Genomic DNA, 16,278 nt, shown 5'->3' on the forward strand with positions numbered 1-16,278 from the left:
TGGACTAATCTTAAGGTGCTCCTACTTTATCAAAATCGCTTCCATACCACACCATTTCTTCTAAATAAGGTAAATTATAATATTTGTTTTGTTTGAAATTATTAGTTAGTTTAGCCCAGATTTGATCATGATATGCAACATTACAAAAACCTAAAATATATCCCTCTTGTCCATTATTCCATTTTTCAGGATTATTTTTCCAGTATTTCTTAAACAATGGATCTGTGGTATTTGCAGCATATCCAATTATTCTAAATAAGTCTTCTTCCCTCCATTCTGTACTCTCATTATCATAAAAATTAATAATAAGTTGGGTTACATATTTCGATAATGACATGGAGTATGAATTATTACTATTAGCTGTGTTTTTTTGTATGTAATCTAGAATATCAGTATTAATTATTAATTTTCCCGATTTGTCTTTTGTGAAAATTAATTCATTGGTAATCTTATCTGGAGTTGCAATATTATCATTAAGAAAATTAATATTTAAGATAGCTTTCTTATCATCATTGTTATTAAGATTAACTGCTTTTTCTATATCAAGTGAAAAGTTGCCAAGCTGAGGATTTAAGAATATATCAACTTTATCGTCTGTTTTTTTTATTTTAAAATTATATGCATTGTTCTCTTCGGTGTTGTTGATTACTTCATTTTTTCCTAAGAACTTTATATTGTTATTATTAACATAATAGACAAGAAATAGGTGTCCGTTTTCTAAAAAATTATCTATTAAAATAATTTTTTCATCATTGCTGCTTCCAAATAAAAAAGTTTCATATCCTAGATCACTTGAATTATTTAATTTATCAATGTAATTTTTATTATTATTGGTAAATAGGATCGAATTTTTATCAAAAGAAATTGATAAGTTTTTATTTTTATCAATACATTTATTTGAACTATACTTTTCACCAGTACAGTTTAATTGTTCCTGTTTAAAATCAATAGAATATAATGTTGTGAGTTTATCTATTTTTTCTTGTTTAGGACTATTTTCCTTACACGATAATAGATTAAAGAAAAATAATAGTATAAATAGATTCGTTAAATTTTTCATATTACTTACCTGCTGTTTTATCTTGTTTTTTTCTTTCAGCTTCCGAAAGCTGAGTCTCATTCTTATAATTAACATAGAAAGCTGGATTATAGCGTTCGGAATATCCAGAAGGATTTTGAGCACTTCTTATTTCAAAATGAAGGTGTGGCCCTTTAGTACCAGTTGCTCCAGTGTCGCCAGTTTTTCCTAATCGTTTTGTTTTATAATTTTCAATCGTAATTTCTTCATTTTGTGAAACATTTAGTTCACTTAAATGTGCGTACATCAAATAAACATCTTTACTTTCTGTAATTCCTTCATATTCGTCAAAATCACCATATCCTTCTATATCATATTTGTTTTTATCATAAGTCCTTTTTGATTTTACATAGTAGGGTTCGTAAGCTCGACGTTGTTTCTTAAATATTTCTAAATATTGAGAATCTACTTTTAAAACTAAACCTTTTCCGTATCCAGTTCCAGGAGACAAACTAACTACTTTACCAGGTAGGCATGCATATACTGGAGTTCCTTTTTCTGCAAACAAATCGATGCCATGATGAGGCCTTTTTCCATTGTCACTTCCAGGCATATCTGTTCTTACTCTTCCGAAAGCAGATCGCCATGGTCGTTTTAAGCCACCGAACGTATATATAGTAATCTGGGGATTCTCTAATGGGGTGTTCCAGATAGCATTTTTATCATCATCAGTTTTATTTTGTGGTTTAACTTCCGGACATTTATCAACTTCAAAAACTACTTTAGTTATTTTATAATGATCTTTTCTTTTCTTTCTTGAATTGGTATTTCTATTTATAATATTAACAATCAAATCTACAACATCATCATCTTTTAATTTTCCTGTTTCATCTGCCTTATCAAACATATCCTCTTTATACCAATCTGCCATACCTGTTAGGGCTGCCTCTTTTGGAGTATAGTCTCTATCAATCCCATCACTTATTTTAATATTCTCAGATGAGGCAAATTTATCAATCCTTTTTTGAATTTCGCCATATGTAGTTCTACCTGTTATTTGGAGCAGTCCTCTTCCTCTATAATTCCAAGTGTCTTCAGCAGATTTGTTACCTAACTCTGGCCGATTTCCATATGCTATTTCTGCAATTTTCTTTTGGTTCGCTACATATCCATTCCTTGAGCTTCTTCCGTACTGATAGGCTAGATCATTTGGAACTGTTTTAGAATTATCATCTGTTGGATTTCCATGTTTATCAACTGCTCTTCCTTGAGCATTTCTTTTTCTAAATGCTTTAAACTGAATTGGTAATGCTTCTGCTGAGTAATTTAAACCTTCTCCATGTATTGCACCCGATAAATCTAGCCCAGATTCTTCAATCGATTGAGCAAAAAAATGAGCTTTCCGTGCACAAGTATCTAATTTATAGATCTTTTTGTATTTGTTTAAAGTTTCTGCAAGTTCAGATAATAAAGTTTTATCTTTAACCTCTGAATATATCCTTTGTAATTGTTCAACAGTTATATCTTTCTCACAATTTGGACATTTTCCGTTTTCTGGTTTTGGATTTTGTGTGTTTTTCACCACCGCCGCACTCTTCACCTTCTCCACTTCTATCAACCCTTCCGAATTTACCCCAAATTTCTGAGATTCTGCAGAAAGATCTTTGGAGATAATTTCGATGAAATAATTTTGCTTATCAGAGTCCGGGTCGCCAATAGGGGAGTCTATTCCTTTGTTAAAAATATCTTTGGTAATGACGAATCCTGAAGTGTCACATACATCGGCAGGGATTTTAATCATTCCGCTTCTGTAGACTTCATCACTGGAAGTGGTATCATATTCCCAGATGACATATTGGATGTGTTTTCCCACCATGTTTTTGGAGTGGATTCTTACTCTTACTTTATTTCCTACGGCTACTTTAGAAAGTTCTTTTCCTGTATCATCTATGAAGACGGCTTCTATAATATTGCCTTTGGGATCAGCCTGTTTCGGGGCGTTTCCTGATCCGGCTGGGAATTTTGGGGTGTTTTTCTGGGGCTGCGGTTTGGGCTTATTTTGAGGCTGTCCTTTATAATCAGGGTTGGCTACATCTACATTCACCTGGCTTGCTCCCTGTATTTTCCCGGAATAAGTAGCTGTAACATAATACTCATGATTAGCGCCTTCATCTCTGTCACCTTTCATCATAAACTGATTGGCGATCTGGCGGAGAATTTTTTCGTCAGACATCAGCGGTATCTGTACTTCGGCAATACCATTTGCATTCACCCTTGCTTTGTAGCTGCGTGTATGGCGGTTGTTTTTGTTGATACTGGCATCATGGCCTTTTCCCGCAGCATCATCTTCCCAAAGATGGAACTCTATCTCTTTATTAAACATTGCAATGCAGTGAGCCTGCGCAATAAGAGTATCACGGTAACTGGCTTTATTAACGTCCTTTGCCCCTCTGTTGAAGAGCACTACCTTATCTATTTTCGGGACTTTGTTACTGGTAGGAATAATGGTAAGGGTGCCTGCCAGCTCTTTGGTATCGGGAAGTCCCGGTAAAATACCTTTCTTAGTCTCGTAGACTTTCATTTGAAATTCTATTCCCAGCGCTATTTCCCCAAATTTGTAGGTTACTTTTTCACCGGTTTTAGGAGTGCCTGTGATATCTTTCCAGTTTCCGTTTTTCTGTTTCTTGTAAATATACCATTCATATTCACCTTTCAGTCCGAATGAGAGGATGGAAGGTTTTACTTCGTAGGAACAGGTGGTTCCTACCAGAGGGTTCTGATTCCCAATAATATTTCCTGTCATGGCTTAGCTGTAATAAAGTTCGTCTGTACCTTTTGTATCTTCCTTGAATTCATCAAAATCCACAACGGGATTGTATACCTGCTGTTCCTGTGTGTTTGCCTTTGCCACATGGCTTTTGCCTGCCTCACTTTGCTGCCCGTGCTTGAGAATGGTTATTTTTCCTCCTGTACTGCACATCAGCTCTGAGATTTCCGTAAGGCAGCTTTTTCCCATGACCTTTACTTTTTCATACGTCTTCTGCCATTTTCCGGCGGGAGCGTAGGCACAGGGAAGATATCCTCCGGAACTAGGTTTCAGTTTACACTGTCCGAACGGTTGCGCGGCAGGATCAAGCTGAAGATCATCTTCCGTTACTGCCAGATAATCTGCATTTCCTTCTTCATCATTCCAGTAATGTTTCTGGTGGCTGGTTACTTTAAATTTTGGGAATTTGAATCCCTGATTGCACTGCACGGTTCCTTTTTGCACAATGAAATATTTTCCTTCATGAGGAGTGGAACCTCCGTCCTCCTTTTTATCTTTCTTTTCCTCTTTATCGGATTGGGATTCTGCTTTTTCAGAGGGCTGCTCCTCATTTTGTGGCGGCTGCTCTGTGGAATTTTCTTCACCAGAAGCTATATCTTCTGGAGATTCTTCCTGCGAGGATGCTGAAGTATTCTGAGGTTCTGTTTCATCAGCCATCAGCTGTGGATCTTCCGGAATTACAATCGTTTTTCCGGGAACAGCTTCCTGCATAACATCTTCCGCCGGGCAGTGGAGATTATGATATGTTTTTAAAATACCCTCATTTTTCAGCTTAAACTGCCGGGCCAATGAACTGAAAGTATCGCCTTTCTGTATGATATAATTTTTCATATTATCCTTGTGTTATATTGATGTGATGTTGGTGAATAAACTCTTCATTATGACTGAGTAAAACCGAGGCTTTAGCCTGAAGAAGATTCTTATTTTTGGTATGAGTAGTGTATTCTAATATAATATTTCCTGTGGCCGGCTCTATAGCCGGTTTCGGAAGTCTGATACCGCGCATGATTTCCTGTGAAGTACATAATTCTGTGATGTTACCATTTAAAATGGTCAAAACAGCATCTTCGTTTTTGTTTTCATGTTTAATGGTTATTTCACACTGTACCGGAAATGAATTCTGTAAAAAATAAAACGGTTCTTTCCACTTTGTTTTCTTTTGAAACCAATGTATCCCTGGAAATAAGGTCTGAAAAAGGAGAGTGCTCTGAAACTGCTGTAATAAAAATGATTCATTGTTAATGTTTCTTTCAAAAACATCCATATAATGCTGAGAAACTTCCCCTATATAAAATTCTTCAAGCTCTTTACGCTGCTGAGAAAAAGTATCTGTAATGCTTTTATGGTCTGCGAATCCGGTGAGTTTACCCTGTTCATTCATTGTAAATTTGAGAGGCATAATGCTTTGCATGCAGGCAAGGGAAAGACTGCTCATTTTATCATCGGGTATATTTCCGTCCGATTTACAATCTTTCTGAAGGTAGCTTAGGATATGCTTACCTGTATTTTTGTCCTCGTCAATAGCGATATCAACAGTATAAGTGATGTTAACCGGAGATTCGGCCGGACTTTCAACGGTTTCATGAACTGCGTATGTTTTAGAAAAAAAAGAATGAAGCCGGGCAGGAAGACTGTTTTTTCTTTGCTGTTCCTTTTGTGCTTCAGTTTTGAAATCTGTAGGGACAAAGATTTTTTTAACGTCGTTAAGATTTTCAAACCATATTGTATCCATTTTCTGACAGTGAGAATTGTGAAACATCCTGAGCGCCTCACCGGTCATGCCCAGCCGGGAAGCAACAGAAGTCAGCGTGTCTCCATTTCGTACCTGATATTGTAAGAAATCAATTTCCATCCAAAGTGAATTATAGCATAAAGCTATTAAAAAACTCTATTTGAAATTAATTTTTAGGGTTAAATTTTAAAAATTGTAGTAGAATTACGACATGAAATTGATGGGATGTATACAACCACCCCGAAAACCACCCCGTCAAAAATTCTTTGAATTTTCGCCACCCCTCCGGAGGAGGGGAATTTTACGTCTTCTGTTGTGATGCTGGTCAGGATTGGAGTTTTTGCTGATGCTTTTTTTGTTGGTTTAGTGTGGCTGGATTTCTACGGAATGGCAAACTGTATGGGTGAGACAAATACTCCAATTGTGCCATTCCGCAGGAATCTAAGCTGGTATAAGGTTTTTAAGGCTAAAACAGTTAGTTGTAGCTTAAAGCAAGCCAATAAAAAACTTTTGTGACTTTTGTGGTTTTATTATATACAGTACAACCAAAAGTTATTATTAATTTTAAAGCTATAAAAAAGAAAATATGAAGAATAGATTCTTGCATGGAGTTTTCATAATATTGATCAGTTTGAGTTTTGCATATGCTCAGAAGTCCGGCGATCAGGCGTCTGTTTTTTTCACTGCCAAAGGGCAGGATACTGTAAAGATTGGGGAACCATATAACGAGAAAGATACTACAGGCAGCAAGAGTTTAAAAAATAGGATAAAACCTATTCAGGCTAATTTTAAAAGTATCAATTCCGTGACAAAATGGACTTCTGTCAAAAAAAAAGATATTGAAGGAGAATCTGCAGAAGGCGGGGAGGCCACATTTTATTATATGGATAGAGGTCTGCAAAAAGTAATTGCGAAACATTATGGAGAAATGGGACAGAAGTTGATAGAATATTATCTTCTTAACGGACAACTTTCTTTTGTTTTCGAGAAAGAATATAAGTATAACCGGCCGCTTTTCTATGATGCTAAAGCAATCAAAGAAAATAATGACACGGAAGCATTTGATTTGAAAAAATCAAAGATTACAATGACCAGGAATTATTTTGAAAACGGAAATATCATTCTGATCAGCAATAATAACATACACGGATCTGGTATTGGTGCGGATTATCCCGCTGAGCAGGAGGAAAAGATCAAAGAAGATTTTAAAAGGCTTCTGAAGCTTGTAAACTAGAGTAGCGTTATGGTTTATCAGCTTTGATCATATTCAGTCTTTCCTCAACCTCATTGATTCTTTTAAGCCAATAGTTGATCCCTTCCTGATTTGTTACTGTTTCTTTGAAAGCATTACGGCTGACAGCCCATAGATGCGATCTGTTTTTTTGATAATCCAGTTCCCGCTCTCTCTTATTTTCGGGTTCTATGCGGTATCTCCAGAATACCAGAGATTTCATATATTCTGAACGGATTTTTTCCAGGTAATTAATAATAGCCTTCCGGTCCTGGGGAATATATCCGGGTCCAGAGCATCCGCATGAATGGAAAGTGATCCCAACCGTATACAAATCCCGGATGTGCGCCCATTGCCTGTCATCATTTTTAGGCGGGGACTTAAAGTCGAGTCCCATATTGGCCATCAGATTTCCACATTCGGGGCATTTGGCTTCCACGGAAGTCTGAGCATCCCGGTCTACATCTTTTAAATGACGGCGTTTGAATGTTTTCTGGCAGTTAAAACAGGCATAATGACCTTTGTAAACCATCATGGCATATCGGCACATAGTACAATCTTAATTCTTTGGTTATAAGTTATTTTTTATTTGTTTTCCTCTTCATTAAATCTGATTCCCATAAAGCTGCCGGCACTTCGCGGATCGTATACCGACCATACAGTTCCCCAACGAAATCTGAAGCTGCAGCTGGGATAAGGGTTTTTCTTTTTTTGGGTTGGAGGCCTATTCAGAATCTTTGATAGAAAAGTGCTGTTGCGGTGAAAAACCTTCATTTCTTTTTCTTCTGTCCATTCATTCCAGTCTTTGGCATCACCATTTTCCCATGTGTTCATATGGATGATGTCCAGCTGATCCCCAAAAAAGCACAGACTGAAAGATACCTGATATTCCTGTATTTCTATAGGCTTAAAATGATACCAGAAATATCCGGTTTTTACATCCCACAGATCATGATACTTTTCTTTATAAAAATCAGACTGCTTCAGCTGATCAAGACTCATTCCATGATAAAGGCTGGTAGTAAAGGTTTCCAGCTCTATAACTCCATTTTCACTGTTAATCAGCATGTCCCAAAAAATTGAAGCTATAAATATACCTGTTTTTTCTTTACAGACAACGAATAATATTTACAGCTTCAATAGAAATAGAAATATCGGTGTGTATGTTATGGATTTGATATGATTAAGGTAGATGGGATGTCTGACAGCCAGAGGCTCTTGGTGTCGATCAGGCTTTTCCAGCTTTTGCTGCTGATCAGCATCAGATCCTGGGAATTCAGAAATTCCTTTTCAATCTTTTTCTCATTGTATAAGGTGATATGGTTGGGTGCAACCTGTTCAATACTTCTGATGAGTTCTTTCACCTCAATATTATTTCTGATCTGTCCTGCAGCATCCAGAATGATAATCTGGGAATTATTGTTATTGATCAACCTTTTAGCATATTCGAGAAGGTAAAAATCACTCAGATTAAAGATCGGGACAAATACTTTGTCGGCGGCTTTAAAATCTTTTTCAACCAAAACCCCCACGGGAATATTGGTTTTATCCAGAATCTGAAGGGTAAAATCGTCGAAAGGAGAATTGTTGAATATATTTCCTTTACCCTTTACCGTATTCAGAAGTTTTTCGGGATTGATGATCTTGGTGGTAAAGCCCAGTAACCGTCCTAATAAACTTCCTTCATACATTGATTTTCCAAGCATAATCAGCAGGAGATCATAATGGCCTTTATTGGTAATACTGGTAAGATCGCTTTCAATATCGGTAGATGCTTTGAAGAGTGTTGTGACCTCCAGGTTAAGATCGTGAGATGTTTCAATTACATTCTGAAACTGTGAATCTTCATATTCGTTGATATCATAAGCATGCATCTCATCTACCGGAGCAATATTCATTGCGGTGATGCTTTTATTGCCGTTCATTTTATGGGTAAAGTTGTGAGCAAGCTTCAACAAAGTGCTTCCGGATTCCGGTTTATCAAAAGAGAGAAGAACGCGGTACTTCGAATCGTTATCGTGAACCGGATCATCCTGGCTTTTTTTAGATTTAAAGAGAAAATTAATGAAATCCAGGGCAGGTCCTGTCATGAAAGTTGTAAAGAGTGCCATGATCACGAGCATTGCAAATATCTGTGGGCTCAGGACTCCAAGGTCATATCCGATGTTCAGTACAATAAGTTCCATAAGGCCTCTTGTATTCATCAGAGCTCCAATGGTTAAGCTTTCTTTCCAGTTAATGCCTACAAATCTGGCTGTCAGTGCGCTTCCTGCAAACTTACCGAGAACGGCGGTGAGAATAATAAATCCTGCCGTGATCCACAGGTGGGAATCATTCAGGAGGCCGATCTGGGTACGAAGGCCCGTAAATACAAAGAACAACGGAAGCAGAAGCACTAAAGCCACATCTTCAACCTTATCAATAAAGAGTGTACGGAACTTTGCGTTTTCCGGCATTATAGCTCCGGCCATAAAAGCACCGAATAAAGCATGAATACCGATTACTTCAGTAGCATATGCCGATAAGATCAGGGTCAGGAAGAAAATAGCGACCATGGGTTTACTGATCGTATTTTTCCCTGCCTGAAGGTCTCCGACTCTTTTCAGGAACGGCCTGACAATTTTAATCATTAAAAATACATAAGCGACTGCCATAATAATGACATAAATAGAGCTGGCGAAAGAGCCCGCTTTCACAATGGCAATTACTGCAGCAAGAATACACCATGCGGTAATATCATCGGCTGCTGCACAGGTAATAACAATAGTTCCGAGTTTGGTTTTCTGAAGATTTCTCTCCTGTACAATCCTTGCCAGTACCGGAAATGCTGTAATACTCATAGAAATGGCTATGAATAAAGCAAAAGACGTAAACTGAACACCTTCCGGAGCAAATTCCTGATAAACAAAATAAGAAAGCCCGATTCCTAATGCAAAAGGAATAATGATACTGGCATGGCTGATTACTACGGCATCATGCGCCTTTTTTCTTAAGACACTCAGGTCCAGTTCCATTCCTACAATATACATGAAAAGAATAAGACCTATCTGGCTCAGAAACTGAAGGTTGCCCAATGATTCTTTCGGGAAAAGAAATGCTGAAAACTCAGGGAAATACATTCCCACGAGGGAAGGACCCAGCACAATACCTGCAATCATTTCTCCGATTACAGTGGGCTGTTTTATTTTCATACAAATCCATCCGAAAAGCCGTGCTGTCATAATAATGGTGACAATTTGGGCCAGTAATAGTGCAAGCGGATGGTGAAGGTTGGTTTTAAATGATTCCAGGAAATTTTCCCAGGTAGAGCCGCCGCTGGTTTTGGCAATGAGATTTTCTTTTACTTCCAGTGTCTGTCCTTCGATGATGAAATAGTACATCAGGCATGAGAAGACTGCTATGGTAGCAATGTAGAAAATTAAATTTTTGTATTTCCCCAAATTCATGATTCCAATATTTTATGCAAAGTTGATAAGAATATGGTTATGTTAAATCTTCTTTTTCTTAAAATGTAATAAAGGTTCTGAAAAATGTAATAAACCCATAATTCTATGCAAAAATAAATGGATTGTATTTGGGAAAAGGAGAGTTATAATACAGGCAGAAATTCTATAACGTAAACGGAAAGATTTGAAAAGGCTTATTTTCCGAATAGCTCCATCAAAGAATTTTTATAGGCATCACCAATCTGCAGTTTCAGGAAAGTATGATCTTCCATAGGAATGGCAGTAATAATTTCGTTGGTTGAAAATACTTTGATAGAAGACAATGCAATGATCTCTTTTTTGTTGACCTGGGCAAAATCTTTTGCAGGAAGCATTTCCAGGAGGTTTTTAAAATTGAGATTTTTTAATACGATCGTAGTTCCGTCGCTCAGGATAATATCTTTATCCCTGCTGTCAATTTCAGAGGTTTTAATATAAGAAATCTGTTCTGTGAATATGACGGTTTTTCCGATATTGGTATTCCATTCAATAAAAGCTTTTTTAGGACTGTCTTCTACCAATTCCTTGGCTTTCTCAAACGCCTGAATCAATCGTTCTTTTTTGATAGGTTTTCTTACATAATCCACCACATTCAGGTCGAAAGCTTCGGCGGCATATTCTTTATAAGCGGTAGTAAAGATGATTTTTTTTGAACCTGAAATAATCTCAGCTACCTGAAGACCTGTCATTCCAGGCATTTCAATATCCAGAATACACAGATTACAGTCAATATGGTCTATTTCGCTCAGGAAGACTTTAGGATCATTGAATGCTTTTACCACCTCTACATTATCAATCTGCTCACACAGAAGTTTTAAATAACTGATGGCCAGCAGCTCATCATCCAGAATAACGCATTTTATCATAGAATTCTCCTAAATTGATTTTTAGCTCCGCTGTAAAAACTCCGTTTTTTGAACTTCTTTCCAGCTGGTAATACGTACTGTAGATCATTTTAAGCCTTTGATCAAAAGACTGGCTTCCAAAACCGCTTTTTTCCTTTTCCAGAATATTTTTTAAAGAAGCTTTATTGCTGACTTTCATGGTGAAAATACCGTTTTCAAGTTCCATATAAATGGAAATAAAAGAATCCTGGGCAAGGAAATCCGTATGCTTAAAGGCATTTTCAATGAGATCCACGGAGATCAGCGGAGCAAATACCTTTTCTTCATATACAGCATCAGTTTTGTTGATCCTGGATTTGATTCTGAAATCGAAAAGAGGATTGATCTTGATTTTATTAATCTCAATAAGGCTTAATGCAAAATTGAGCTCTTCCTTCGGACTGACAAATTTATTGTTGCTTTCGTACAGAATATAATCCAGCACATTGGCCAGCTTATCCAGTGACATATAGGTCTGATAGGCATGGGACTGAACCGAATTGAGAATATTTTTAAACAGATGCGGGTTCAGCTTTGTGCCTATGTGTTCCAGCCGGACTTCATTCAGCCGCTGTTCAATAAGTTTGTTGGTGTCTGAGAGCTTGGTGTTTCTCTGTTTCAGCTTCTGATTCTGGCTAAAAAGATAGATACTGGTGGTGAGAAACAGGAAAATGGCAAAAACTCCGATGAATATCAGATAATCATGAATCATGTAGTAATTGCCGTCCATAATAGGGTATTACAACTATTTAAGTTTTTTAAGACCGTTTACCGTTACCGTTTCTTCACATTTTTCATAAGTGATTTCGTAAGACGGATTTTTTTCAGGATAAGTTAAAAGATAGTCCGGGCAGGGCTTTTTCTGAGCATGGCTGCGGTCAAAATCTACTTTCCCATGGGTAATGATACTGTCTTTTATAAATTTTTCATCAATCTTATAGGCTGCCATGGCGTTTTTGGCTTCGTCAGAATATTTGAATTCTTTGGAAAGACTTTCGGCAATCACACGGCTGTTCGGTAAATAGCCGCTGCAGCTTGCCCCTTTTTTGTTTAAGATAAAAAATACGATCAAAAGCCCCGGTACGAAGCCTATTGCATAAAATTTAAGTTTTTTCATTAGAAAATTAAAAGATTGATATCGTGGTAGGTAAGTCCGAAACGGTCGCAGATGATTTTTTTGGTATGTCTTCCTTTGTACATATATAAGCTCTGCTTCATTTCGTTTTTGCGGATCAGCATATTTTCAAAGCCGCCCTCTTCATCATAATTTAAAATATAGGAAAGGAAGAAATTCGAGATGGCCTTGGTCGTGGTTCTCGGCATTCTTGAAGTAAGGTTCGGAAGTCCGCAGTGAATGACACCATGTTTGATGACATAAGGATCTTCCATGGTAGTAAGTTCTGAGGTTTCAATTACTTTACCATTATCTATGGTGATATCAATAATAACGCTCCCTTTTTTCATTTTCATGACCATATCTTCAGTAACGATAGGCGTCATGTTCAATCTTGGAAGCGCTCCGATCACTACATCAGCACGTCTTAAACTTTTGCTGAGCTCTTTAGGATCAATAATGGAAGTCGGTACACGGCTGTCAACAATCGTGTGAAGCCTTCTCAGCTTTGATAAAGAATTGTCAAAAACTTTTACGCTGGCTCCTAAACCAATGGCAGCCTTTGTGGCAAATTCTCCTACGATACCGGCACCAAGGATTACTACTTCTGCAGGTCTTACTCCTGTAATTCCTCCCAACATTAACCCGTTTGATAAGGCTAGTAATTCCGAAGCATATAAAATAGAAACGGTTCCTGCAATTTCCCCGACTAATCTTACCAAAGACAGCTGTTTGTATTCATCAACGATAAATTCAAAAGCAATGGCGTTTATTTTTTTCTCTGCAAGCTTTAAGAAATATTCCTTGTCTCTGAGATTGATCTGAAGTGCCGAAACCAGATACGTATTAGGTTTCATGTACTCTATTTCATCTTCTGTAGGAGGGTTTATCTTCAGGATAAGATCCTGCCCGAAAGCTTCTTTAGGATCATTGGTAATCTTTGCTCCTGACTCGGAATATTGTAAATCTGTAAAAAATGAACCTTCTCCGGCCCCTGATTCAATAATGATCTCATGGCCGTGCTCTACCAACACCTGTACGGCGTCAGGAGTAATGCAGGTTCTCCTTTCGTTGAGACAGGTTTCTTTAGGAATCCCAATACTAAACTGTTTACCTTTTTTTATAACCTCCAATTTTTCCTCTTTCGGCATTAATTCTTCTTCGGTGAAAGGAGTAAAAATATTTGTACTCATCCTTAAATTAAATTATGTCTTACAGATTGTTTTTTTTACACTCAATTAATGAGCAAAGATACATAATATTTAATCGAATGAAATTTCTCTGTTTTCACCCGTATTCACAATACTCATTGTGTGGTAGTTGAGCCCGTAAAGCTCCTCTTCATAGACTTCCGGCCACTCGATAATGCATAGAAAAGAGTTGTCCAGATATTCTTCGATTCCGATATCATAAACTTCTTCTATATTTTTCAGGCGGTAAAGATCAAAGTGATATACTTTTCCTTTTTCCGTATTGTATTCATTAACAATAGAATAAGTAGGAGAGTTTACTTCATCCTTGCTGCCCATTTTTTTGAGCAGAAATTGTGTGAACGTTGTTTTGCCCGCTCCCAGATTTCCTTTTAATAAAAGAATATTATGTTTTAATTGAGGAATGATGCTGTCAACAACTTCCTGCCAGTCTTCGATTTTATTTATAGTGAACTGCATATAATACCTGATTTATTTTGCAAAAATAATGATTTATGAGTTTTTAATGAGAGGTTAGGAATTAGAAATTAAAAATTATAGGCCAGAAGCTGGAGGCTGGAGGCTGGAAGTCAGGGTGTACACTCTCAGCCCCCAAAATTCAGTAAATTAAATCTTGAAACTCTTTCCCCAAACACGCTCAAACTCTCTTACCCTCAAACTCTAAAACCCAACAGCTCAAAGTCAGAACCCCGAATCCCGAATCCAAACTTTCAAATCATTCAACTTAGTCATAAAATACTTAATTTTACAGCATGATTTCCAAGCAGACCATTGATAAAATATTCTCCACGATCCGCGTTGAAGAGATTGTGGGTGAGTACGTGCAGTTGAAAAGGGCAGGGTCTAACTACAAAGGACTCAGTCCGTTTCATGACGAAAAAACACCCAGTTTTGTAGTTTCTGCCAGTAAGCAGATCTGGAAGGATTTCTCCACAGGAAAAGGAGGAACAGCGATCTCTTTCCTGATGGAAATTGAGAACTTTACTTATCCTGAGGCACTTCGCCATGCGGCAAAAAAGTACGGGATTGAAATTGAAGAAGATCATCGTGAAATTTCTGAGGAAGCAAAGAATGCGCAGACCGAAAAAGATCTCCTGTATAAAATTCATGAAGTAGCCAATACATATTTTCAGGAAATCCTTTGGGATGATCATGAAGGCAGAAGCATTGGGCTTTCTTATTTTAAAGAGAGAGAACTTCGGGATGATATCATCAAAAAATTTCAGCTTGGGTATTCTCCTGAAAAAAAGAATGCTTTTACGGCTTATGCACTTGAAAAAGGCTATAACAAGGAAATTCTTGAAAAATCAGGACTTTCTATCTTTCCTGAAAATACACCGGCAGGGGTAGACCGTTTTAGGGAAAGGGTAATTTTCCCTATCCATAGCTTCTCAGGAAGGGTATTGGGTTTTGGAGCAAGGATTCTGAAGAATAATGTCAAAACAGCTAAATATCTCAATTCACCGGAAACGGAGATCTATCATAAATCCAATGTCCTGTATGGATTAAACCAGGGTAAACAGGCGATTTCAAGGAAGAATGCCTGTCTTTTGGTGGAAGGATATATGGATGTGATTTCACTTCATATGTCCGGGATCGAAAATGTGGTAGCCAGTTCCGGAACATCTCTGACCACAGAACAGATTAAACTGATTAAGAGGCTTACAGAAAACGTAACCATTCTTTTTGACGGTGATAATGCCGGGATCAAAGCCAGCTTCCGAAGTATCGATATGCTGCTGACAGAGGGAATGAACATTCGCGTATTGCTTTTCCCGGATGGTGATGACCCGGATTCCTTTGCCAGAAAACATCCGCAGGAATACGTTGAAAAGTACATTGAAAATGAAGCGATGGATTTCATCGACTTTAAAGCGGAAATCCTGTTAAAAGATATCGGAAATGATCCTATCAAAAAGGCTGAGGCAATAAGGGATATCGTAAAATCAGTTTCCTTTGTTCAAAATGCCTTGAAAAGAGAGGTTTACCTGAAAGAGGTTTCCAATAAATTCGGACTTTCCGAGCAGAGTCTTTTCAATGAGCTGGATGTTCAGAAGCAGATCACACAGAATCAGACACATCACGTTCAGCAGCAACAGAAGGAAAAAGCAGCTCCGAAGATGGAGATTGTTCCTTTGGATAAGGAAAAAGAAGATCCTTTTCTGTATGATGTATTATTCATGGAAAATAAATTGGTAGATCATATGCTGATGTTTGGAGACATTATCCTGAAGAGAAGAAATGATCAGAATGAGGAATATGATATTACCGTTATTGAAGAAATCCTTCACCATTTTGAGGAAGAGCAATATACATTTTTAGTAAAAGAAAATGAGATCATTATCAATCAGGTAAGAGAAGGAATCCAAAAAGATGAACTGAGAAGTGGAAACTTTTTTGTATCTTTTATGGATGAAGAGATCACCACGAAGGTTGTAGATGCTTTGATTCCGCCGGATGAGCTTGAAAACTGGGCTTCAAGAAATATTTACCCTCCCAATTACGGTGATAAAGTGGCAGATCAGATCAAAGGAGATGTCTTATTGCATAAATACAGGTATATTGATTATCTGATTAAAGAAACAGCTAAAGAACTCGACCACTACAGCAGTACAGATGAAGTAAAGTATTATGAGCTGATCAAAAAGATTACTTTATTGAAGCAGGCTTCCATACGGTTGAGCAATATCATCGAATATTCACCTATCAAAGGGATTTATGTAGATAGAAAAAGATAATTGAAGTCAGGTTTTTTGGTATTCTGTGACAAAAAGTC

14 protein-coding genes are annotated in these 16,278 nt (G+C 37.3%); 2 read left to right on the forward strand and 12 right to left on the reverse strand.

The window, feature by feature from the left end:
- Positions 1–10: 10 nt before the first annotated feature.
- Genes ACP3T3_RS21255 through ACP3T3_RS21270 form a run of 4 tightly spaced genes read right to left on the reverse strand, consistent with a single transcriptional unit; the run spans position 11 to position 5,697 of the window.
- Positions 11–1,060 (reverse strand): hypothetical protein, encoded by a 1,050-nt coding sequence (locus ACP3T3_RS21255; protein ID WP_426477701.1) that lies wholly within the window; start codon positions 1,058–1,060, stop codon positions 11–13.
- A gap of 1 nt (position 1,061) precedes the next feature.
- The gene (locus ACP3T3_RS21260) at positions 1,062–3,821 is read right to left on the reverse strand and encodes a peptidoglycan DD-metalloendopeptidase family protein (protein WP_426477702.1); all 2,760 of its coding nucleotides are present in this window, start codon (positions 3,819–3,821) and stop codon (positions 1,062–1,064) included.
- Between the two features lie 3 nt (positions 3,822–3,824).
- Positions 3,825–4,676, reverse strand: a complete 852-nt coding sequence (locus ACP3T3_RS21265) for a DUF4280 and LysM peptidoglycan-binding domain-containing protein (RefSeq protein WP_426477703.1) — start codon at positions 4,674–4,676, stop codon at positions 3,825–3,827.
- Position 4,677: 1 nt separating this feature from the next.
- Positions 4,678–5,697, reverse strand: coding sequence for a hypothetical protein (locus tag ACP3T3_RS21270; protein ID WP_426477704.1), 1,020 nt, complete (start codon positions 5,695–5,697; stop codon positions 4,678–4,680).
- A 466-nt stretch (positions 5,698–6,163) separates the two neighbouring features.
- On the opposite strand from ACP3T3_RS21270, the gene ACP3T3_RS21275 reads away from it, so the two are divergent.
- A complete protein-coding gene (locus tag ACP3T3_RS21275; protein ID WP_426477705.1) occupies positions 6,164–6,811 on the forward strand; it encodes a hypothetical protein in 648 nt (215 codons plus the stop codon).
- 7 nt (positions 6,812–6,818) lie between these two features.
- Here the strand turns inward: ACP3T3_RS21275 and ACP3T3_RS21280 are convergent, their stop codons facing one another.
- The 8 genes from ACP3T3_RS21280 to tsaE form a co-directional block, all read right to left on the reverse strand.
- Entirely contained in the window at positions 6,819–7,343 is a 525-nt protein-coding gene (locus tag ACP3T3_RS21280; protein ID WP_426477706.1) for a hypothetical protein, read from the reverse strand.
- A gap of 50 nt (positions 7,344–7,393) precedes the next feature.
- The gene (locus tag ACP3T3_RS21285) at positions 7,394–7,876 is read right to left on the reverse strand and encodes a hypothetical protein (protein ID WP_426477707.1); all 483 of its coding nucleotides are present in this window, start codon (positions 7,874–7,876) and stop codon (positions 7,394–7,396) included.
- 98 nt (positions 7,877–7,974) lie between these two features.
- Complete coding sequence (locus ACP3T3_RS21290) at positions 7,975–10,254, reverse strand: cation:proton antiporter (protein ID WP_426477708.1); 2,280 nt, start codon at positions 10,252–10,254, stop codon at positions 7,975–7,977.
- 194 nt (positions 10,255–10,448) lie between these two features.
- On the reverse strand, positions 10,449–11,159 hold the full coding sequence (locus tag ACP3T3_RS21295; RefSeq protein WP_426477709.1) for a LytR/AlgR family response regulator transcription factor: 711 nt from the start codon (positions 11,157–11,159) through the stop codon (positions 10,449–10,451).
- Positions 11,134–11,907: a histidine kinase gene (locus ACP3T3_RS21300; protein ID WP_426477710.1), complete on the reverse strand. Its 774-nt coding sequence runs from the start codon at positions 11,905–11,907 to the stop codon at positions 11,134–11,136. The genes ACP3T3_RS21295 and ACP3T3_RS21300 overlap by 26 nt, the downstream gene beginning before the upstream one ends.
- A gap of 15 nt (positions 11,908–11,922) precedes the next feature.
- A complete protein-coding gene (locus tag ACP3T3_RS21305; protein ID WP_426477711.1) occupies positions 11,923–12,294 on the reverse strand; it encodes a hypothetical protein in 372 nt (123 codons plus the stop codon).
- On the reverse strand, positions 12,294–13,484 hold the full coding sequence (locus ACP3T3_RS21310; protein ID WP_426477712.1) for an alanine dehydrogenase: 1,191 nt from the start codon (positions 13,482–13,484) through the stop codon (positions 12,294–12,296). Before ACP3T3_RS21310 ends, ACP3T3_RS21305 begins: the two co-directional genes overlap by 1 nt.
- A 69-nt stretch (positions 13,485–13,553) precedes the next feature.
- Positions 13,554–13,961 carry a tRNA (adenosine(37)-N6)-threonylcarbamoyltransferase complex ATPase subunit type 1 TsaE gene (gene tsaE / locus ACP3T3_RS21315; RefSeq protein ID WP_426477713.1) on the reverse strand — a complete coding sequence of 136 codons (408 nt, stop codon included), beginning with the start codon at positions 13,959–13,961 and terminating at the stop codon, positions 13,554–13,556.
- A gap of 293 nt (positions 13,962–14,254) precedes the next feature.
- Here tsaE and dnaG point away from each other — a divergent pair, with 293 nt between their 5' ends.
- Complete coding sequence (gene dnaG / locus ACP3T3_RS21320) at positions 14,255–16,240, forward strand: DNA primase (RefSeq protein WP_426477714.1); 1,986 nt, start codon at positions 14,255–14,257, stop codon at positions 16,238–16,240.
- Positions 16,241–16,278: the final 38 nt, after the last annotated feature.

Source organism: Chryseobacterium sp. CBSDS_008, from assembly GCF_049959325.1.
Lineage (GTDB): Bacteria > Bacteroidota > Bacteroidia > Flavobacteriales > Weeksellaceae > Chryseobacterium.